Here is a 20962-nt window from a genome sequence, read left to right as displayed (position 1 = left end):
CCTCCCGCAGTTGGGTTTCCTGTCGCCAGCGCCTATATGATGACCCATGAGCGACACCAACAATCCGACCCCCGAAAAGCTGCCCAACGCCAACGAATACGGCGCCGATTCGATCAAGGTTCTCAAGGGCCTCGATGCGGTGCGCAAGCGCCCGGGCATGTATATCGGCGATACCGACGATGGCTCGGGCCTGCATCACATGGTCTTCGAAGTTTCGGACAATGCCATCGACGAGGCATTGGCAGGCCATTGCGACCTCGTTCTGATCGAACTGAACCCCGATGGCAGCGTCAGCGTTGAAGATAACGGGCGCGGGATTCCCACCGGGATGCACACCGAAGAAGGTGTCTCGGCCGCCGAAGTCATCATGACCCAGCTCCACGCGGGCGGGAAGTTTGAGAACACCTCGGACGACAATGCATACAAGGTCTCGGGCGGGCTGCACGGCGTGGGCGTGTCGGTGGTCAACGCCCTGTCGGAATGGCTGGAGCTCACCATCTGGCGCGAGGGCAAGGAGCACTGGATGCGCTTCGAGCATGGCAATGCCGTCGCGCCGCTCGAAGTGAAGGGCGATGCGCCAGCAGGGAAGAAGGGGACGCGCGTCACCTTCAAGGCCAGCCACGACACCTTCAAGAACGTCACGGAGTTCGATTTCGAGAAGCTCGAACACCGCTACCGCGAGCTGGCCTTCCTCAACTCCGGCGTGCGCATCAAGCTGCGCGACAAGCGGCATGAAGACGTGGTCGAACACGATCTCTATTACGAAGGCGGCATCGCGGCCTTCGTGAAATATCTCGACCGCAACAAGCAGCCGCTGATCCCCGAGCCGATCGCGGTGAGCGCCGAGAAGGACGGGATCGGGATCGACGTCGCGCTGGAATGGAACGATTCCTATTACGAGAACGTCCTCGCCTTCACCAACAACATCCCCCAGCGCGACGGCGGCACGCACCTTGCGGCCTTCCGCACCGCGCTGACCCGCACGCTCAACAATTATGCCGAGCGTTCGGGGATGCTGAAGAAGGAGAAGGTCAGTCTTTCGGGCGAAGACATGCGCGAAGGCCTGACCGCGATCGTGAGCGTCAAGCTGCCCGACCCGAAGTTCTCAAGCCAGACCAAGGACAAGCTGGTCTCCTCGGAAGTCCGCTCGCCCTTGGAAACGCTGATGGGCGAGAAGATGACCGAGTGGCTCGAGGAAAACCCCGGCGATGCGAAGTCGATCATCCAGAAGGTGATCGACGCCGCCGCCGCGCGCGAGGCGGCCCGCCGCGCGCGCGAGATGAGCCGCAAGGGCGCGATGAGCGTCGCCTCGCTCCCCGGCAAGCTCGCCGATTGTCAGGAACGTGACCCCGCCAAGTCCGAACTGTTTCTGGTCGAAGGGGACTCCGCCGGCGGTTCGGCCAAGCAGGGGCGTGACCGCAAGGCACAGGCGATCCTGCCGCTGAAGGGCAAGATCCTCAATGTCGAGCGCGCGCGGTTTGACCGGATCATTTCCTCGAAGGAAGTCGGCACCCTCATTCAGGCGATGGGCACCGGCATCCGCGACGAATTCAACCTCGAAAAGCTGCGTTACCACAAGATCGTCATCATGACCGACGCCGACGTCGATGGCGCGCATATCCGCACGCTGCTGCTGACCTTCTTCCACCGCCAGATGCCCGAGATCATCCGCGCCGGGCACCTGTTCATCGCCCAGCCGCCACTGTTCAAGGTGTCGAAGGGGCGGAGCGAGGTCTATCTCAAGGATCAGGCCGCGCTTGATCGCTATCTGGTCGATGCCGGGCTGCAAGGCCGGGTGCTGGAAACGCAAGGCGGGGCGCGCGGGGGCGAGGATCTGCGCGCGCTGGTGGACTCTGCGCTGCGTCTCAAGAACCTGCTCGCCTTCGTGCCGCGCCGCTATGACAGCGGGATTGTGGAACAGATGGCGCTGGTCGGCGCGCTCGAACCGGGGCTGGCGGGCGATGCGCTTGCCGCTGCGCTGCAACGCGCCGCCGGGCGATTGGGCGCAGGCGACCGCGAGGCGCGCTGGAGCGCGTCGCAGCGCGAAGACGGCACCGTGGTGTTCGAACGCCTGTGGCGCGGCGTCACCGATGTGCACGAGATCGACGGGCGGTTCCTTGTCAGCACCGAAGCGCACAAGCTCCACAGCCTCGCCGCCGCGCAGGCCGATGCCTATGCCTCGCCCGTCAGCCTCGTGCGCGCAGGCGATGTGGCCGACGAGCCCGAGCCCGAAGCCCCCGCCGCAGCCGACGATCCGCTCGCGGGTGAGGCCGAGGAAGCCGCCGCGCCGCCCGCGGCCACTTTCGACGGCACGATCAGCCGCCCGACACAGCTGCTCGACGCGATCTTCGCCGCCGGGCGCAAGGGGCTGGCGATCGCCCGCTACAAGGGTCTGGGCGAAATGAACGCGGAACAATTGTGGGAGACCACGCTTGATCCCGAAGCCCGAGTGCTGCTGCAGGTCAAGGTCGAGGATGCCGACGTGACCGACGAAATCTTCACCCGTCTGATGGGCGACATCGTCGAGCCGCGGCGCGAGTTCATTCAGGACAATGCTTTGAACGTAGCCAACCTCGACGTCTAGGCACCCGCAACCATGGCCAACCAGCCCCACCGCACCGAGGAATTGCAGCACGCCAGCTTCCTGATCATCCTTGCGGTGGTCAGCCTGCTGATGGCGGTGATCGTCCTGCCCTTTGCCCAGCCGCTGCTGTGGGCGGGGTTGGCGGCGATCATGTTCCAGCCGCTTTACAAGCAAGCGCTGATCCAGACGCGCGGGCGGCGCAATCCGGCGGCGGGGCTGAGCCTGCTGATCATCTTCTTCGTGGTGATGGTCCCGGCGTTGTGGGTGGCGACGATGGTGGCGCAGCAGGCGGTCGTGCTGGTCACCGCGCTTCAGCAGCAGCCGATCGATCTGGCGGCATGGTTCGATCAGGTCCACGGGATGCTGCCCGAGGCCGCGCGCGACGCGATCGACCGCAGCGGCTGGGCCGACATGGCGGCGGTGCAGACCCGCTTGCAGGAACTGCTCACCGAAAGCGCCGGGATGATCGCGGGGCAGGCCGTGTCGATCGGCAGCGGCGCGCTGGGCTTTCTCCTGTCTTTCGGTGTCGGCCTGTATGTGATGTTCTTCCTGCTCCGCGATGGCGAGCGGATCGGGCGCACGGTGCTGTGCGCTGTCCCGGTCGAACGCAGCATCGCCGATCGGCTGGCCAACCGCTTCCTCGGCATCGTGCGCGCCACGATCAAAGGCACCGGCGTGGTCGCGCTGGTGCAGGGCGCGCTGGCGTGGATCACCTTGCTGATCGCAGGCGTGCCCTCTGCCTTGCTGTTCGGCGTGGTGACGGTGTTCTTCGCGCTGGTCCCGGTGATCGGCGCGGGCGCGGTGTGGCTGCCGGCCGGGCTGTGGCTGCTGATCTCGGGCGATACCTGGCAGGGCATCTTCGTGCTGCTGGTGGGGTTCTTCGTCATCTCCTCGGCCGACAACGTCTTGCGCCCGATTCTGGTCGGCCGCGATACCGGTATTCCCGACTGGATCATCCTCGTCACCACGCTGGGCGGTCTGAGCCTTGTCGGCTTTTCGGGCATTGTGCTCGGCCCGCTGGTGGCCGGGCTGTTCCTCGCCAGCTGGTCGATCCTGCGCGAACAGCGCGAAGAGGACGCCGAAGCCGGGCGCTTGGAAGAGGACGATGGCGGCATCCGGGTCGATGCCTCGGGCCATGCGCCGCCCGAAGGCGAGGCGGACTGACGCCGTGCAGTCGCTGGTCACGCCCGGTTCGCAAGGTGAAGCGATCGGCCGGCTGGTCATCGCCGCGCTGGTGGTGGCGATGCTGCCCGCGCTGCCGTTCGGCGAATATCTGGCATATCCGTTCTATATCCTGACGACCTGGTTTCACGAGATGGGCCACGGGCTGACCGCGATGGTGCTGGGCCAGTCCTTCCATCAGCTGGTGATCTTCCCCAACGGCTCGGGCTATGCCGAATACAGCCTCGGCGGCAGCGCCTCGCGTCTCGTCCCTGCAGCGATCGCCGCGGGTGGCCCGCTCGCCCCGAGCATGGTCGGCGCGCTGCTGATCGTCGCCAGCGCGCACCCGCGCGCATGGCGGCCGGTGCTGTGGCTGGTGCTCGCCGCGATCCTCGTCAGCACGCTGATCTGGGTGCGCTCGGCCACCGGCTGGTGGGCGCTGCTGGTGGTGGCAGGGGTGCTGGGTCTGGTCGCATGGCGCGGCTCGCCGAGCGTCGACCGCTTCACCCTGCAATTCCTCGGACTGCTGGGGGTCTACAGCGGCTTCGGCGACTGGCGCTACCTGTTCACCGAACAAGTGACGATGAACGGGCAGGTCGTCCTGTCGGACACCGGCGCGATCGCGGCGGCGATAGGCCCGCCCTACTGGTTCTGGGCCGGGGTGATCCTCGTCGCCTCGGCGATCATGGTCGGCGCCGCGCTGCGCTACGCCCTCGCCGACAAGCGCCTGCGCCCCCCTCCCAAGAAGCCGCCCGCCAACGTGCTGCAGTTCCGCCGCTGACGCTCTAGCCCTTGCGCGCCTTGGCCCGCTCGTTCGCCGCGCCGAAGCGACCGTGCTTGCGATAGCGCAGCATCCACTTGTCAAGGAACAGACCCAGGGGCTTGGCCTCAATCCCCAGATCGGCGAGACCGAGCGCGCCCTCGGCCACGGTATTGCCTCCCTTCAGCAGCGCCCACTGGTCGCGGCTCATCGGCGTGCCGGGCAGGGCCGCGAAGGTCGCAGACAGGCCATCGGGCACGGCGAGGAAAGTCCGCGTGCGCCCCTGTGCTTCGGCAATCCGCTGGTGGATTTCCATCATCGTCAGCTGCTCGGGCCCGCCCAGCTCGAAGGTCTTGCCGCCGTGCTTGTCCGGGTGCTCCAGCGCCACCGCGACCGCCTCGGCGACATCGTCCGCATAGACCAGCTGCAGCTTCGCCTGCGGGCCGAACACCGGCAGCACGGGCAGCATCTCGATCATCCCGCCAAACAGGTTGAGGAAGTTGTCGTCCTTGCCGAACACGATCGAGGGGCGCAGGATCGTCGCCTTGGGGAAGGCCGCCGCCACGCGCTCCTCGCCCAGCGCCTTGCCGCGCGCATAGGCGGTAGGCGAGGCGGCATCGGCCCCGATCGCGCTGACATGGACCAGCGCCTTGACCCCGCCCGCCGCGGCGAGCCGCGCGATCGTGCCGGGCGCCTCGCCCATCAGCTTGACGAGATCGCCCTCGAAAGCCCCGACGAGGTTCACCACATGGCTCGCTCCGTCCAGCGCGGCGGCGACATGCTCCTCGCGGGTGATGTCGCAGGGCATCATCTGAAGCTGGCCGAGATTGGCGAGCGGCTTCAGATCCTGCGCCTTGTAGGGCGACCGGCTCGCCAGCCGCACCCGCGCCCCGCGCGCCAGCAGCGCCTGCGCGACGTAATTGCCGATATAGCCGGTGCCGCCGAAGATGGTGACCAGCTGGCCGGAAAGCGGAGAGGAGGTGGGCATGATACAGGTGCTCGTTGTGGCTGGTGAGGTTGCCGGACAAGGATGTGGCCGCGCTTTGCTTCAACGCTCGCCCGTAGGCAAGCGTTCCGATCGCCTCGACAGCCAGATCGCCGCCCAAGCGCGCGCAGAGCCGCCGCCTCCCCGCTCCATCGCGAAATCGGTTGGCGCGAAAGGGCATGAATGAGGGCATCAGGCCACAAGCGTTCTCGCCGAAATCGAGACGATGTTGCCATTGACAGCCCCCCTCCCCCCCGCTAATCGCGCCCACCTACCCAGCCTTCCGGCATCAACGACCGGCAGGCTTTCGTGCCCAGATGGCGGAATTGGTAGACGCACCGTCTTCAGGTGGCGGCGCTCGCAAGGGCGTGGAGGTTCGAGTCCTCTTCTGGGCACCATCTATACAACTCCCGACGTAGCTAAGAGTATCGCCAAAACGGCGGAATTCTGCTAGTTTTCAGCGTCTTTCGTCGCGGAGTGTGTCTCGATGTTTCTCACTGATCCAACGAATCGCTGCATAGATGTGTGTAGATATGTGCGGCTGGTAGCGGCCTCATATACACACAGTTTGACGCGGGTGACTGCGTCATGGCTCTGAACGACGCTGCGCTCAAAGCCTTGAGACCCAAAGACCGGGTGTTCACTGTGGCCGATGAGAAGGGCCTATGCATCGAAGTTGCCGTAAGCGGGTCAAAGCTATGGCGCTACCGATATCGCTTCGGAGGCAAGGCGCGCGTGCTTTCGTTCGGGCCATATCCCGAGGTTTCGCTCAAAGAGGCTCGGCTGAGGCGAGAAGAAGCTAGAAGCAAATTGCGGGATGGGATCGACCCGGGGGTTGAGCGGAAGAGGGCTAAGCTGACCGCCCGCTTCAACGCGGCGAACACGTTCGGTGCGGTCGCCGAGGAATACATCGAACACAAGCTTACGAAGGAAGGGCGGGCTGATGTCACTGTCGCGAAGGCGAAATGGCTTTTGCTCCAGATGAAGCCGCTATGGGATCAACCCCTCGTCGATATCAAGCCAGCCGAGGTTTACGGTGTGCTTCGGCGCTTGGAGGGGCAAAGGAAGCACGAGACCGCGAAGCGCTGCCGCTCATTTACCAGCCGCGTGTTTCGCTACGCCGCTGCAACAGGCCGGGCGGAGAGCGACCCCGCCGCCATGCTCGCGGGGCAATTGATCGCTCCTAAAGTAAAGCATCATGCAGCAATCCTTGATCCCGCAAAGCTGGGAGAGCTGCTGCGCAGCATCGATGCTTTCGAAGGCGCACCGATCACCCGATTGGCTTTGCAGATCGCGCCGCATGTCATGGCACGGCCCGGGGAACTGCGGCAGGCGACATGGGACGAGTTCGATCTCGAAACGAAGATCTGGCGTATCAAGCCCGAGCGTATGAAGATGCGCCGCCCACATGCGATCCCGCTTTCCCAGCAGGTTCTGGGTTACCTACGCGAGGTCCAGCAGTTTAGTGGACCGGAGGGCTACGTTTTTCCGGCATTTCACACGACCCGTCGTCCGATGAGCGAGAACACGATGAATCAGGCTTTTCGCCGCATGGGTTATCCGACGATGCGTTCGGAACTCGCATCGAGATGGGAAGCGACGATGATGATCTGGTGGCTCTGGTTCAGCGTATCCTCGTCCAGAGGCAGGCCGAATCGTTTCCGAAAATCCTCTGACAGGCTGCCTCCACCAGAGAATGCCGAGTATAGGCGGCTAATCTCGTCCGTTTCGAGGCTTTCAGCCCAACTGGCATAGTCTATGGCCTGCGCCACCACTTCACGCGGCGTTTTACCCCGTTTCAGCTCGATCAGGATAAGCGAACCATCCGGAGCGAGCGCAAGCAAGTCGATGCGCCCACCAAAGCCGGTGTTAGCCTGCCGACCAATTATCATCCACTGATCGGAGAGGATCGTCGGTTCGGCCACGATCATATCTTCAAGCAGGGCTTCGCTTGGAAGTGCGGCTTCCCGCAGAGGCTGCGGCCTTGCACTCACCTTCCAAATCATGTGGCGTATCGGCATGACCTCAAACCTTCTACATTTCCGGCGACGGACTCTCGCGGGAGGACTCTTCAACGCGGCGTGGAGCCCGATGTGGACGATAGCACAAAGCAGCGATATAGGGTTTTGACAGGGAATTATGGAGAGGATTCATATGGCTCGTGGACGGCCGAGAAAAGTGGCGGTCGAGCTGGAGAAGTCCAACCCTCGTTCGTTCGAAGCGCCGCTGTGGGCAGCGGCGGACAAGCTGCGCGGCAATATGGACGCGGCGGAATACAAGCATGTCGCGCTGGGGCTGATCTTCCTCAAATACATCTCTGACCGGTTCAACGAGCGCAAGGCCGAGGCCGAAGCGGACCCGGAAAACGCCTTCCTTGCCGAAGATCGGGACTGGTACGCTGCCGAAAGCGTGTTCTGGGTGCCCGAACATGCGCGGTGGGAATATCTCAAGGAAAACGCCACCAGCACCAAGCCAACCATCGGCGAGCTGATCGACACGGCGATGCTCGACATCGAGCGCGAAAACCCCACGCTCAAAGGCGTACTGACCAAGAACTATGCCCGGCCCGAACTGGACCAAACCAAGCTGGGTGAGGTGGTAAAGCTGTTCTCCGATCTGGCGTTCCGCGATGAGCATCACGGGCAGGACGTGCTGGGCCGGGTTTATGAGTATTTTCTTGGCCAGTTCGCCATCGCGGAGGGTAAGCGCGGCGGGCAATATTACACCGCCGGGTGCGTCGTGCGCTTGCTGGTGGCGATGATCCAGCCGTTCAAGGGCCGGGTGTATGACCCCTGCTGCGGCTCAGGCGGCATGTTCGTGCAGTCCGAACAGTTCATCGAAGCGCACGAGGGCGGGCGCAACGACATTTCGATCTACGGACAAGAGTCCAACCCCACCACATGGCGGCTGGCCAAGATGAACCTCGCCATCCGGGGGATTGAAGCGAACCTTGGTAGCAAGTGGGCGGACAGCTTCCACGAGGATATGCACCCCGGCATCAAGGCGGATTACATTCTCGCCAACCCGCCCTTCAATCAGAGCGATTGGGGGCAGGAGAAGTTGCAGGGCGATGTGCGCTGGCAATTCGGCACGCCGCCCGCTGGCAACGCGAACTTCGGCTGGGTCCAGCACATCTACCACCATCTGGCTCCGCACGGGATCGCGGGCTTTGTGCTGGCCAACGGCTCACTGTCCAGCCAGCAATCGGGCGAAGGCGAAATCCGCCAGCGGCTTATCGAAAAGGACGTGATCGACTGCATCGTGGCGCTGCCCGGTCAGCTCTTTTCGACCACACAGATTCCGGTGTGCCTGTGGTTCGTCGCCCGCGACAAATCGAACGGCATCGTGAAGGACAAGAAACTGCGCGACCGGCGCGGCGATGTGCTGTTCATCGACGCGCGCAACATGGGCACCATGGTCACGCGGACGCTCAAGGAGCTGACCGCCGACGACATCGCCACCATCGCCGACACCTATCATGCGTGGCGGGAAAAGGGCGGCAAATACGAGGACGTGCCCGGCTTCGCCAAGTCGGTGAGTCTTGCAGACATTGCCGCCAAGCGGTTTGTACTGACGCCCGGCATGTATGTGGATCAGGCAGCGCAGGCCGATGATGGAGAAGCATTCGCGGACAAGATGGCCCGGCTCACCGCGACGCTCAAAGCGCAGATGGAGCGAGGCAACGCGCTCGACTTGGAAATCCGTAGCCAGCTCAAAAAGGTCGGTTATGGCTGGTGACGCTCCGGCCGAACTCTATGCTCCAGCCTTCAACTTTGGGGCGGAGCCGCAACCGCTGCTCGGCCTTGCGGAATGGATCAACGGGTTGGCATTCAAGAACATCGCCTTCACGGATGATGGCTTGCCTGTTGTCAAAATCGCCGAAATCAAAGGCGGCTTTTCTGACGCGACCAAGCGCACCAACGGCATCTATGATGATCGGGTCCGGCTACGCGATGGCGACCTGCTATTCTGCTGGTCGGGTCAGCCGGAAACTTCCATTGGGACTTTCGTTTGGGACAGGGGTGATGCGTGGTTGAACCAGCACATCTTTCGGGTTCTTCCCGACCAGAGCATTGATCGGCGCTTTTTCCGCTTTCTGATGCTGTATTTGCAGCCAAACTTTCAAGAAATCGCGCGCAACAAGCAGACAACCGGCCTTGGCCATGTCACCAAGGGCGATCTTGGAATGATGATGGTCCAGCTGCCATCCCTTTCCGAACAAGAACGCATCGCCAATACGCTACAAGCCATTCAAGATAAGATTGAACTCAACAATCAAATGGCGGAGACGCTGCAACATATGGCGCGAGCTCTATTCAAGAGCTGGTTTGTCGCATTTGATCCCGTTCACGCCAAAGCTGAAGGGCGCGACACCGGCCTTCCGGCCGACACAGCGGCGCTATTCCCGAGCAGCTTCGGTGACGACGGTTTACCTAAGGGGTGGAGAATAAGTACTGTCGGCGAACTGTTTTCCATCGTTGCTGGAAACACTCCGTCGACTAAGCAAGCGGAATACTGGGATGGCCCGTATGCATGGGCTACGCCGAAGGATATGTCTGGCTTGTCCGGACCACTGCTTACTAAAACCGATCGCTCATTGAGTGAGCACGGCTTCCAAATATGTAGCTCGGGCAGAATACCGGAAATGTCCCTGCTAATGTCATCGCGTGCACCAGTAGGCTACCTCGCTTTCAATGCGATGCCTGTAAGTATCAATCAGGGTATCGCGGCATTTGTTGAAAAGGCATTGTCCCCTTTTTATGCTTGGGCTTGGTGTCATGAAAACATGAATATCATAAAGGCGAACGCTAATGGGTCGACGTTTCAAGAAATAAGTAAAGGCGTTTTGCGTTCTGTCGCTATGATACAGCCTTCTACTTCGGTGCATGATGCTTTCGTTGATATAATGAAGACTTCATTCTCCCATCTTTTGCATTTGGCCGAAGAAACCGAAGCATTAAAGCGTCGGCACTTGTGTAGTTAAGTTAGCAGAGTCGAGAAATCGCGCGAACATAACGTGACCCTTGTGTTGGGACGCAGGGCTTGCGGGTTAACACAACAGTGTGGTAAGGGGTCTCACCCGATGGAGGTGAGAATGTCCGATACCGTGTTGCAGAAAACGATCGCGCTGCGTGCCGAGGTATGGGGCGACCTTGTTAAATCGCCTGCATTTCAGTCATTTAAGGCTCTTGATGCCGCTGTTGCGGCAATGGGCGGCAAGCGCATCCTTTTGAGCGAATCACCGCTTGAGGAAGAGCCGTCGCGGAGTCGCGTGGGCGCTACTGCCCCCGTTCAGCGCCGCCGTGGCTCTCAAGGTGATGCAGCAGAGCAAGTCCTGCTCAATAGCAATGAGCCTTTGCAAATCCGCGTCCTGCTTGATGCCGTGTTGTCAATGGGCGTTGAGGTTCGCGGAGAAGACCCTCTTGCGAATTTCCGTTCCACATTGTCCCGCGATCCCCGCTTTAAGAGCATCATGCACAAAGGGGGGTATTTCTGGTGGCTCACAGATGTTGCGCTGCCGGAAGGATGGGATGAAGCAGAGGCCGACGACTTAGTAGCCCGTTTGGCCTCTGCTTCTAGTTCCGATCACTCTAGCCAGGAAGGGGGTGGTGGCCATGCGGCCAATAATACAGTCCTAGCCTCATAAGGGCATCCGGGCGATGCGAGGTCTAGCCACCTCGTATCGTTCGCAGCCCCGTAGGGGTGCAATCGCAAACCGGTAAAAACCGGCCCTTTGGAAAACGACTGCCGGTAGGAGCGCAAGCCCCTACCGGCCTCTTTTATGCGCGAAATATGAAGGAAATGCAAGTGACTGACGGGAAGTCCGAACCTGACAGAGTTTACTCTGACACAGAAACGGAAAGGCGCAGAGAAATGATTCTAAAGCAACTACTTGGCGCAAAGCCAGAAACTCAAGAGTCTGTAGCCGAGAAGGCGCGGCGGCGGCGTCAATCAAAATAGCGTGTCCGCTTTTGGCCGATCTGGCGAGGCACCTTCGCCACTTTAGGCGGCGAGTTTGTCAATCCGCCGATAGGTGAGGCGGCGACCCTCGGCACCCTTGAGGATAAGCGCGGCGCGTTCGCCATCGGTCAATTCGCGGGTGTTATAGCGCAGATCGAACTCGGCGCAGTAACGGCCAAGGTGCGCTTCGCTCATGTGGTGATAGGTGCCGATCACGCCGCGCTTGAAGATCGAGAAGAAGTTTTCGGCGGTGTTGGAGTGCTTGAAGCCGCCAGTGGTGACATACTGCTTCGCCGAGTGATTGACGACCGAGTGACCGTTAAACTCCTTACCGAGGCGGGTGTAGATGGGGCTTTCGTCGGTCATAAGGTGGGCGGTGCGCTCCACGTTGGCGACGAGAACGCTGCGCACGGTTGCTGCGTTGACGTTGGCGACATGGAACGAACGAGCCATGCCGTTGCGCTCCACGAGGGCGACAACCGCCTTCTTGGGGGCAGGCTTGCGGGTGGCGCGGTTCTTGGCCTTGCCACCAACGTAGGTTTCGTCGGCTTCGACAACGCTATCGGGTTGTCCGCCCATGGGGCCGGTAGGTGCAGCGCCTTCCATTGCTTCGCGGATGCGGTGGCACAGAAACCAAGCCGTCTTGTAGGTTACGCCAAGCATACGCTCCATTTGCTTTGCGCTCATACCCTTCTTGGATGCAGCCATAAGGTGCATCGCCAGCAGCCACTTGTGCAAAGGAACGTGGCTGCGCTCCATAACGGTGCCAGTGCGGACAGTGAACTTGTCGCGGCAGTCATTGCAAAGGAACATACCGGCCTGCGTCTTGCCGCCCATCTTGCGGACAGCAAGCGAACCACAGTGCGGGCATGAAGGTTCGCCGTTCCAACGCTGCGCTTCAATATGCGCGGTGGCCTTGGCTTCGTCGTGGAAGATCGGATTGGTGATGTTGGTGTCCATGCGGATTGTATGCCGCATCGCGCTTGCTAAGTAAAGTATATAATTGCTAAAGCGTCTTCAAGACGAGCTACTGCCCAGACTCGTGTCGGGCGAGTTGCGGGTGGTTGATGCTGAAACCGTAATTGCCGCTGCATAGAGGAAAGCATGGCCTATCAGCTGCAGCTCCTCCGCAACCTAATCGAGCGCCACCCGGAACGGGCTGGCAATCTAGGGCTACACGTCGAGGCGCTGGAGCAAAGCATTCAGCAGCTGCCGCTCACTTGCCTGTCTAACGTGCGGGCGATTTTCGAAGCGATGCAGCACAGCGTGCACGGGGCGCTTAAGGTCACCTACGGTGATGACGACGATTTTCCAAAACGCACCAGCCTAGTCATCAAAGCGCTCGACTTGTCGCTGGATGGGCATCCCCAAAAAGAAAAGATCGAACATCACCTCAAAAAGCTGCTCGGCAGCATGAACGGCGTTGCTTCATCCCTCGCCGCTTTGAGCAACATTCCTAACCTGCGTCATGGGGGGGCACTCGATTGGCCGACGTTGGAACGCCAGCACGCATGTATGCTTGGCGGGCTCTGCGACGCACTGGTCTCTTTTCTCCTGGACGTCGCATGGAGCCGTCCATCCGAAGAGGTGAAAGCTCCCTCTAGTCCGATCTACGCCAATGAAGGTGACTTCAACGAGAGCCTCGATGATCAATATGGCCTTGTTGAGATAGCTGGGTCGAGCTTTGAAGCCAGCCGAATTCTCTTCATGCTCGATTCTACCAAATATGAGGCGGCGCTCACCGAATGGCGACAGGCCAAGCTTGATGATGAGGAACAGGAAGCGGCCGCATGACCTATCCCACGGGCGGCGCATCCCCTCCAAGCCGCTTCAATGAGGGCGCGGTTGAGCTGGCGGCGATGAGCTGGCTCGACCTTTCCGGCTGGAACGTGCTGCCGGGCGACTATTTGGCCCCCGATGGGCCGATGAGCGCCCGCACTGATTACCGCCAAACCGTCTTGGAAGGGCAGCTCCGCGACGCGCTGGCGACGCTCAACCCGGATGCGAATTCGAGCACTATCGAAGCGGCGATGCGCGCCGTACTCGCCGCGCCAACGCAAAATCTGCTGGAGAACAACCGGGCATTCCACGAGCTGCTGGTGTTCGGCGTGCCGGTTGAGTTGAACGAGAATGGCGAAAGCCGGACGGTGCGACTCCGCCTGATCGACCAGAAAACGCCAGCCAACAACAGCTTTATCGCCGCCAACCAATTCGTGGTTCAGGCCGAGCGCCACACCATCCGGCCGGACATCGTGCTGTTCGTCAACGGCCTGCCGCTGGCGGTGTTGGAGCTGAAAAATCCGGCTGATGAAAACGCCACCATGGACCGGGCGCATGAGCAGCTTCAGAATTACAAGAACAAAGCCCCGGAACTGTTCCGCTTCAACGCCGCGCTCGTCATCAGCGACGGGATGGAGGCGCGGATCGGCTCGCTGACTGCCGGGCTGGACCGCTTCCAGCCGTGGCGGACCATCGACGGCGAAAAGCATGATGATTTTGGCCGGGCAGAGCTGGAAGTCCTCATCAAGGGCGCGTTCGATCCGGCGCGGCTGCTAGACCTGGCCTTCGACTATACGGCCTTTGAAATGGCCGATGGTGTGGTCAAATCTAAGAAACTGGCGGGCTATCACCAATTCCACGCGGTGCGGCGGGCGCTGGCATCGACCGTCAAAGCCGCCAGCGAAGGCGGGCACCGCAAGGGCGGCGTGGTCTGGCACACGCAAGGCAGCGGCAAATCGCTGACCATGCTGTTCTATGTGCGCCAGCTCCAACTGGCGAAGAAGCTTAAGAACCCGACAATCGTTGTGGTGACGGACCGCAATGATCTGGACGATCAGCTCTTCAAGACCTTCGCCGCCCATGGCGGCGCCATTCGCGGCGAGCCGCGCAATGCGGAAACCGTGGCAGCGGTGCGGGAACTGCTCAAGGTCGATATTGGCGGGCTGGTGTTCACCACCATTCAGCGGTTTCGCGGCGACGAGGGCGAGCATCCGTTGCTTACGGACCGCAGCAACGTGATCGTGATCGCCGATGAAGCGCACCGCTCGCAATATGGCCTCAACCGGCGCTTCGTGACGCGCGGCGATGAAGTGCGAGAGGAAGTCGGCTTTGCCGAGTATCTCCGCCAAGCCCTGCCCAACGCCACGTTCATCGGCTTCACCGGCACACCGATTGACGAAAAGGATCGCAGCACGGCGGCGGTGTTTGGCGACGTGATTGATACCTACGACATGACCCAATCGGTCATCGATAAGGCGACGGTGCCGATCCACTATTCCGCCCGGCTCGCCAAGCTGATGCTGCGACTGGATGCCGAGCAACGGGAAGAGCTCGATGCCCTGGCCGAAGAGCTGACCGAAGGAAGCGACGTGCGCGCCGCCGAACAGTTGAAGGCGAAGTTCAGCCGGTTTGAGGAAATCGTCGGCTCACCGGAACGCATCACGACAGTCGCGGCGGACATTGTGGCGCACTTTGAAGAGCGCAAGGTGGCGATGGGCGGCGGCAAAGGCATGATCGTTGCCATCAGCCGCCAAGTCGCAGTCGCCCTCTACGATGAGATTGCCCGATTGCGCCCGGAATGGGTTGGGGCTGACCCCTCGGACGACAACGACGGCATGATGAAGGTCGTCATCACCGGCAACAATTCTGACCCGCAGGCGATGCAGCCGCATATCCGCACAAAATCCCGGCTGGAGGAAATTGCAGACCGGTTCAAGAACCCCTCATCCGGGTTTGACCTCGTGATCGTGCGGGACATGTGGCTCACTGGCTTTGACGCGCCTTCACTGCACACGCTTTACATCGACAAGCCGATGCGTGGGCATGGGCTGATGCAGGCCATTGCGCGGGTCAATCGCGTGTTCGGTGCTAAGCCGGGCGGGCTGATCGTCGATTACCTCGGCATCGGTGCTGAGCTTCGGGCCGCGCTGGCCCAGTATAGCGCCCGCGACCAAGAGCAAGTCAGTCTCAATATGGATGAGGCGGTCCGGCAGCTTCTCAGCAAGGTTGAGTCGGCGCTTGCCTTGCTCGGCAACGTCAACTGGAAGGCGTTCTTTGGCGCTGATCCGGCGGCCCGGCTGACAATTCTCAAGCAATGCCTTGAGGAAATCCTGTCGGGCGACCGTCGATCCGAGTTCATCGATTTGGCCACACAAGCCGAAGCTGCCTTCGCCATCACGGCGGGGGATGAGCGCGCATCCGCCATCCGGCAGGAAGTGGCGCTGATCGTCGCCTTGCGGGCGAACCTCATCAAATACACGTCCGGCAAGAGTGGACGCGGCAAACAAGCGATTGAGCAAGAAATCCGCCAGCTCATGTCGCAGGCGGTCATGTCCGATGGCATCTTGGACGTGTTCAAGGACGCGGGGCTGGAGCAGCCCGATCTTGCCATCCTGTCCGACGATTTCCTGTTGGAGGTACGGCAGACGAAGCAGCCGAACCTTGCCGTTGAAACGCTGCGACGGCTCTTGCAGGGTAACATCAAGGCACGCGAACGGATGAACGTTGTCGAAGCCCGCAAGCTGAGTGAGCGGCTAGACGATGTGCTAACCCGCTATCACAACCGGGCGGTCGATAGCTTGCAGGTTATTGATGAGTTGATCTCTCTTGCGCGTGAGGTGTCTGCCTCCGCGAAGCGGGGCGAAGAGCTTGGAATGGCTCCCGAGGAGCTGGCCTTTTACGATGCCTTAGCTGAGAACGGGTCGGCACGGGAACTCATGGAGCGCGAGACCCTTCGCACTCTTGCGCAACTGCTCGTTAAGACAATCCGCAGCACAGTCACGGTGGATTGGACCCAGAAGGAAAGTGTGCGTGCGAAAATGCGGATCGAGGTTCGCAAACTTCTTGCCCGCTATGGCTACCCTCCTGATCTGCAAAAAGCTGCGGTCGACCTAGTTCTGGAACAGGCCAATTCGATCGCCATCGATTGGGCATTATGAACAGGCATTCGAGCAACGCTTTGCCGTGCTGGCGGATTGCGCCTGTGTGATCCCGTTTTTTGTGAGCGCATTGTCTTAGTAGCGGGCTAAACCTGCCATTCAGAAGGTAGCCAAGAAGGCGGAATCGGACCGGAGATACGGCTGCATCTTTGTACATAAACGTGTACATAAGTGCTCATATGGATAAAATTTGCGTTCGATTTTCAATTATTTAGATTGCGATTATGATGCCTCTTCTGGCACCAACATACTCAAAACAAACACAAAATCGTCTCAAATACGGTCTTCGGATCGTGTTTGCTACGGTTTACTGCTACGGTTTGATGCCCAGAATTCCGGCTCAAGTGTTTCAGAACGTGAGAAAAACAGTCCACGCGGCTGCTACGGTTTCAGTCACGGTTTGCTACCCAGAGGTATGATGCTTCGGAGCGGACGCTTCTACCTTCGCCGTCATGTTCCGACCGATGTTCAGCCGATCATTGGACGAGCGGAAGTGTGGCGACCTCTCAAGACCGACAGTTTGCAGACGGCGCTGCGGCGTCTCCCTCTAATCACCGCCACGTTGGAATCTGAGTTCGAACGCATTCGGCATGATGCAGGGTTGACCGTTGATGAGACGATCTTGAGACCGTCTCAGGACGATCTAGGGGGGCGATTATCCCATGCTCAAACTGAGGCTCGTGAGAGTGCTGCGCCTCAATTGATTTCGGTTAAGCAGGTATACGCCCGCTACATGGACGATCCGACCCATCGATGGTCGCCAAGCACGCGACAAGCTTACGAAACCACCCGTAAGTTCGCGCTTGGTATCATTGGGGGCGAAATTCCCATGGGCGCGATGTCGCGCGCGCACTGCCGCGATTACCTCGACATGCTCCGCTTCATGCCTAGGAATGCGTCCAAGCGCTTCCCCAAGCTGAGCCTCACGGCGCCTCGGACGGCGCGGGGTCGTTGCAGCTTATCCAAAAAAGAAGGGCGGCCACAGGATGTGACCGCCCTCAGTTGTCAGTCCGCCGCTCATCGGGAAAACGCGGCGGAGCGGGGGCAGGTCTATTATTCGCCCGTAGCGTCCGTGGCCGGGGCAGGCTGAGCGCCTTCAGCGACAGCACTGCCGCTGGCGTTGCCAGCCACCAGCGCGTTCCCCGAGGCGCTGAACATGCCGGCAGGCAGCGTGCGGGTAACCTTGCCCTGCTTGACCACGACCTGCTCGATTTCGCCGCGACCGTTGGCGACAACCTGGCGCACCTTGCCGAGCGAGGCGCCTTCCGACGTCATCACCGGCATGCCGGGAGCGACGGTGGCCGCGCCCTCGCCAGCGGCAGCAGCCGAGCCAGCCACCGCAAGCAGCGGGTTGGTGAGCGAAGCCGCGCCATTGCCTTCAGCCGAACCGCCCCCGTTGCCGCTGATCATGCCCGCACCCGGCAGGGTAGACATGCCGGGCATGGGCGCCGCAGCGACTGCATCGCTTGCGGCTCCGGTGGCGGTTCCCGCTGCATTGGTGGCAAGGCCGCGCGCTTCGCCAGCCGCAGGTGCCAGCGCGCCCGTCACTGCATCGGTGCCGATCAGCTGGGCATTGGCAGAGCCTTGTCCGCTCGCCGAACCGGTTCCGTTCGCGCTCGCCATCCCGGTCATCGGCGGAACGACGAGGTCGGCAAGGCTGGCGGTGGAGCCGGTGAGCGAACCGCCTGCGCTGCGCTCGGCCGAGACCGTGCCGCGCCGCGCGTCAACCGACTGGCTGCCACGGGTCGTGCCTTCGCCGCGCACAGTGCCGTCGACCGCGCCGCGCACGCTGCGAGTGGAAGTGTCGAGCGTTCCACCGACGGTACCACCAATGGTGCCGCCGAGGCCCCCGCCAAGACCGCCGCCGCCCAGCAGCTGCGCATTTGCGGTAGCGGGAAGGAGCGCAAGAACGCTTGCGGCCAGAATGAGCTTCTTCATGTCCATATCCTTTCGTCAGTTACAGCGAGCCGGTGTGTTCGCTCGCTCGAAAGGAAAACGGACGGGCCGCGAGGTTTAATTCACGCGGATGGAAAATTTATCTCATTTCTTGCCGCAGCCGCCGCAAAGCAGACCGCGGCCGAACACCTTGTCTGCGCCCTTGGCGCCAAGGTCGCGCGCTTCTGTGTCGAGCGCGGCGCGCCAGCGCTGGCCATTCGAGAGAGCGGCGGCCACCCGTGCGGCAGCCAGCGGCGTGGCGAAGCTGGTGCCACGCCACAGCTTGCTCCGTCCCTTCGCGTCGAACGCATACACGTCCGCCCCTGGAGCAGCATAGTCGAGATGCAGCGCCCGTCCGGCCTCGATCAGCGCGCGTCCCTTTCGGTCTGCGCCGGTGATCGCCAGCACGCCGTCGTAGGAGGCGGGATAGGCGGCCGGCGCGGCGGGGCCATCATTGCCGACCGCTGCGACGATGATGATGCCACGCTCGCGCGCCGCCTTGATGGCGCGTTCAACCAGCGGATTGCGGGGGCCGACGAGACTGATCGTCACCACCTTGCAGCCGCTGGCAGAGAGCCAGCCGAGCGCCTTTGAAATTGCCAGCGCATTGCCGCCTGCGGGTTCCTGCCCATAGACATCCGCCACCCGGATGGTCCGCACCCCGGTCGCCCGCAGAAGGCTCGCCACCGCGCTCCCGTGGTCCGAGGCCGTTGGCGCACCCTCGGCAAATCCCTTGATCGCGGCAACCGGCACGGCATTGCCCGGTGCGCCATCGATGATGCCGATGGGGACGGTGATCGGCGCGGCCTGAGCGGCGGCAAGCGACACCGCGAGCGGGGCCGAGGTAGAAGCCGCAACAACCGTTCCGGCGGCGAAGTGCAGATTGTCCGCGCCCAGTTCCAGCTCCGGCACGATGGCGGCGGCGCGCGCCTGTGCCTGTGCGAGCGACTGGCCCGACTGTATCCCGAGCCGCGTGACCGCGATGTCCAATCCCTCGATCCGCTCACGGCCGAGCACACGAAATCCCGCCGCTTCCAGCTGTGCGATCTGGGCAGCGCTGGCCTCGATCGCGAGCAATTCGCCCCGCCGGGCGAGCTCCCCGCGCACATCGCGCTCGATCACGTCGCTGTTCTGGCGCAGCAGCCGCGCCAGCGTCTGATCGCGGACCCGCAGCAGGCGCCGCGCCTCGCGCGCGGTCAGGCGGTCGGCGGTCTCAAGCGTGTCGTCCACCGTGCCCGTGACATTGCCGACAATCCCGCCCACGCCAGGCACGCGCGGCAATTGCAGCTGCGCGGCGAGCGGTGCGGCGGCTAGCGCCATCGCGGCAAGAATGGTGGGCAGAAGCGGACGCATCTCTATTTCCTTCGATCATTTCATCTTAAGCATGGATGAAACGAACGCCGCCATCCGTTTCATCCTTCAGAAAGGCACAAAACGCTGTCCAGAAGCTTCGAACAGCAAGCTCTTGAGCTGCTGCCGCGGTTGCGGCGGTTCGCGATCGGTCTTGCCGGTTCGGCTGCCGATGGCGACGACCTGTGCCAGATGACCATAGAGCGCGCTCTGTCCCGCCGCGACCAGTGGCAGGAAGGAACGCGGCTCGACAGCTGGATGTACAGGATCATGCGCAATATCTTCATCGATGAGCGACGGGCGAGCACGCGACGCGGCGAGACCTTCGTCGACGAGGAAGCCGGTCTTGGAGTGGGTGCCGATGGCGGGCAGGAGGCTGGGGTCGAGCTGGCGCTGGTCGACCGGGCAATGGCACGCCTGCCCGCCGATCAGCGCGAGGCGGTGCTGCTGGTGATGGTCGAGGGCTATTCCTACAAGGAAGCCGCCGCGATCGTAGGCTGTCCGGTCGGCACACTCAATTCGCGGCTCGTGCGCGGGCGCGACGCGCTGATGGCGCTGTTGGAGGTGAACGAATGAACATCACCGATGACATTCTTGCCGCCTATGCCGACGGCGAGCTGGACGAGGTCGAGGGCGCGCGCGTCGCGGCGGCGGTCGCGGCCGATCCGGCGCTGGTCGCCAGGATCGCGGCGCACCGTGCTCTCAAGGAACGGCTTGCAGCCCACTACGCGCCGATTGCCGAACAGGCCGTCCCGCCGCATCTCGCCGCGCTGCTTTCCGGCGGGCAGAACAAGGACAAAGCGGATGGCGGCGACGTGATCAGCTTTGCAGCCGCACGCCAGAAGCGCGGCCTCGTGCCGGTGCTGCGGCGCTGGGGGCCGATCGCGGGGCCTGCGCTGGCGGCCTCGCTGGTCTTGGCGGTGCTGCAACCATGGAACGGCGCGAGCCCCGAAGGCTATGCCGAACCGGCGCTCGCCGCTGCACTCGACAGCCAGCTGGTCGCCACCCAGCCCACCGATGCTGAGACCCGCATCCTGCTCAGCTTCGAACGCGACGGCGGCGGGTTGTGCCGCGCGTGGCGGGGCGGCAGCGAGGGAGGGATCGCCTGCCGCGACGACACCGGCTGGAAGATAGAACAGCAATTCGCGCTGGGCGAAAGTGCCGGGGGGCAGTTCCGCCAGGCCGGAAGCGAGGCCGATCTGCTCGCCGCCGCACAGGATATGGCCGCAGGCGGCGCGCTCGACGCCGAAGCAGAAAAGGCCGCAAGCGAACGCGGCTGGAAGCCCTGA

At 62.1% G+C, this 20962-nt stretch carries 15 protein-coding genes, 1 tRNA gene and 1 pseudogene; 13 read left to right on the top strand and 4 right to left on the bottom strand.

Annotated features, from left to right (window positions below):
• The first annotated feature begins 46 nt into the window (after positions 1-46).
• The 3 genes and pseudogenes from gyrB to BZF59_RS00600 all read left to right on the top strand — a co-directional run bounded on the left by gyrB (position 47) and on the right by BZF59_RS00600 (position 4526).
• The gene (gyrB, locus tag BZF59_RS00610) at positions 47-2584 is read left to right on the top strand and encodes a DNA topoisomerase (ATP-hydrolyzing) subunit B (RefSeq protein WP_086606313.1); all 2538 of its coding nucleotides are present in this window, start codon (positions 47-49) and stop codon (positions 2582-2584) included.
• Between the two features lie 12 nt (positions 2585-2596).
• A pseudogene (locus BZF59_RS00605) lies at positions 2597-3565 on the top strand (AI-2E family transporter); the annotation flags it as partial.
• Between the two features lie 187 nt (positions 3566-3752).
• Positions 3753-4526, top strand: a complete 774-nt coding sequence (locus BZF59_RS00600) for a M50 family metallopeptidase (RefSeq protein ID WP_086606311.1) — start codon at positions 3753-3755, stop codon at positions 4524-4526.
• A gap of 4 nt (positions 4527-4530) precedes the next feature.
• Here the strand turns inward: BZF59_RS00600 and BZF59_RS00595 are convergent, their stop codons facing one another.
• Complete coding sequence (locus tag BZF59_RS00595) at positions 4531-5493, bottom strand: complex I NDUFA9 subunit family protein (protein ID WP_086606310.1); 963 nt, start codon at positions 5491-5493, stop codon at positions 4531-4533.
• 308 nt (positions 5494-5801) lie between these two features.
• On the opposite strand from BZF59_RS00595, the gene BZF59_RS00590 reads away from it, so the two are divergent.
• The 5 genes from BZF59_RS00590 to BZF59_RS15930 all read left to right on the top strand — a co-directional run bounded on the left by BZF59_RS00590 (position 5802) and on the right by BZF59_RS15930 (position 11137).
• Positions 5802-5888 (top strand) — tRNA-Leu (locus tag BZF59_RS00590).
• 190 nt (positions 5889-6078) lie between these two features.
• Positions 6079-7245, top strand: a complete 1167-nt coding sequence (locus BZF59_RS00585; protein WP_211277325.1) for a tyrosine-type recombinase/integrase — start codon at positions 6079-6081, stop codon at positions 7243-7245.
• A gap of 399 nt (positions 7246-7644) precedes the next feature.
• Positions 7645-9228: a type I restriction-modification system subunit M gene (locus BZF59_RS00580; protein ID WP_086606309.1), complete on the top strand. Its 1584-nt coding sequence runs from the start codon at positions 7645-7647 to the stop codon at positions 9226-9228.
• Complete coding sequence (locus tag BZF59_RS00575) at positions 9218-10474, top strand: restriction endonuclease subunit S (protein WP_086606308.1); 1257 nt, start codon at positions 9218-9220, stop codon at positions 10472-10474. The genes BZF59_RS00580 and BZF59_RS00575 overlap by 11 nt, the downstream gene beginning before the upstream one ends.
• 111 nt (positions 10475-10585) lie before the next feature.
• Entirely contained in the window at positions 10586-11137 is a 552-nt protein-coding gene (locus tag BZF59_RS15930) for a hypothetical protein (RefSeq protein WP_143738041.1), read from the top strand.
• A gap of 356 nt (positions 11138-11493) precedes the next feature.
• Here the strand turns inward: BZF59_RS15930 and BZF59_RS00570 are convergent, their stop codons facing one another.
• Complete coding sequence (locus BZF59_RS00570) at positions 11494-12411, bottom strand: IS1595 family transposase (protein WP_086606307.1); 918 nt, start codon at positions 12409-12411, stop codon at positions 11494-11496.
• Positions 12412-12555: 144 nt separating this feature from the next.
• On the opposite strand from BZF59_RS00570, the gene BZF59_RS00565 reads away from it, so the two are divergent.
• The 3 genes from BZF59_RS00565 (at position 12556) to BZF59_RS16515 (ending at position 17478) form a co-directional block, all read left to right on the top strand.
• Complete coding sequence (locus BZF59_RS00565; protein ID WP_086606306.1) at positions 12556-13245, top strand: abortive infection family protein; 690 nt, start codon at positions 12556-12558, stop codon at positions 13243-13245.
• Complete coding sequence (locus BZF59_RS00560) at positions 13242-16388, top strand: type I restriction endonuclease subunit R (RefSeq protein WP_086606305.1); 3147 nt, start codon at positions 13242-13244, stop codon at positions 16386-16388. Before BZF59_RS00565 ends, BZF59_RS00560 begins: the two co-directional genes overlap by 4 nt.
• 415 nt (positions 16389-16803) lie before the next feature.
• The gene (locus BZF59_RS16515; protein ID WP_425429541.1) at positions 16804-17478 is read left to right on the top strand and encodes a DUF6538 domain-containing protein; all 675 of its coding nucleotides are present in this window, start codon (positions 16804-16806) and stop codon (positions 17476-17478) included.
• Here BZF59_RS16515 and BZF59_RS00555 read toward each other — a convergent pair.
• Together BZF59_RS00555 and BZF59_RS00550 are read right to left on the bottom strand one after the other, a co-directional pair.
• On the bottom strand, positions 17442-18326 hold the full coding sequence (locus BZF59_RS00555; protein WP_143738029.1) for a hypothetical protein: 885 nt from the start codon (positions 18324-18326) through the stop codon (positions 17442-17444). The genes BZF59_RS16515 and BZF59_RS00555 overlap by 37 nt on opposite strands.
• 102 nt (positions 18327-18428) lie before the next feature.
• Entirely contained in the window at positions 18429-19676 is a 1248-nt protein-coding gene (locus BZF59_RS00550) for a S8 family serine peptidase (protein ID WP_245805943.1), read from the bottom strand.
• Between the two features lie 129 nt (positions 19677-19805).
• Here BZF59_RS00550 and BZF59_RS00545 point away from each other — a divergent pair, with 129 nt between their 5' ends.
• Positions 19806-20249, top strand: a complete 444-nt coding sequence (locus BZF59_RS00545) for an RNA polymerase sigma factor (RefSeq protein WP_245805944.1) — start codon at positions 19806-19808, stop codon at positions 20247-20249.
• Entirely contained in the window at positions 20246-20962 is a 717-nt protein-coding gene (locus BZF59_RS00540) for a hypothetical protein (protein ID WP_086606208.1), read from the top strand. The genes BZF59_RS00545 and BZF59_RS00540 overlap by 4 nt, the downstream gene beginning before the upstream one ends.

This window comes from Erythrobacter donghaensis (genome assembly GCF_002155425.1).
Lineage (GTDB): Bacteria > Pseudomonadota > Alphaproteobacteria > Sphingomonadales > Sphingomonadaceae > Erythrobacter > Erythrobacter donghaensis.
This window is presented reverse-complemented; position numbering and strand designations above follow the sequence as displayed.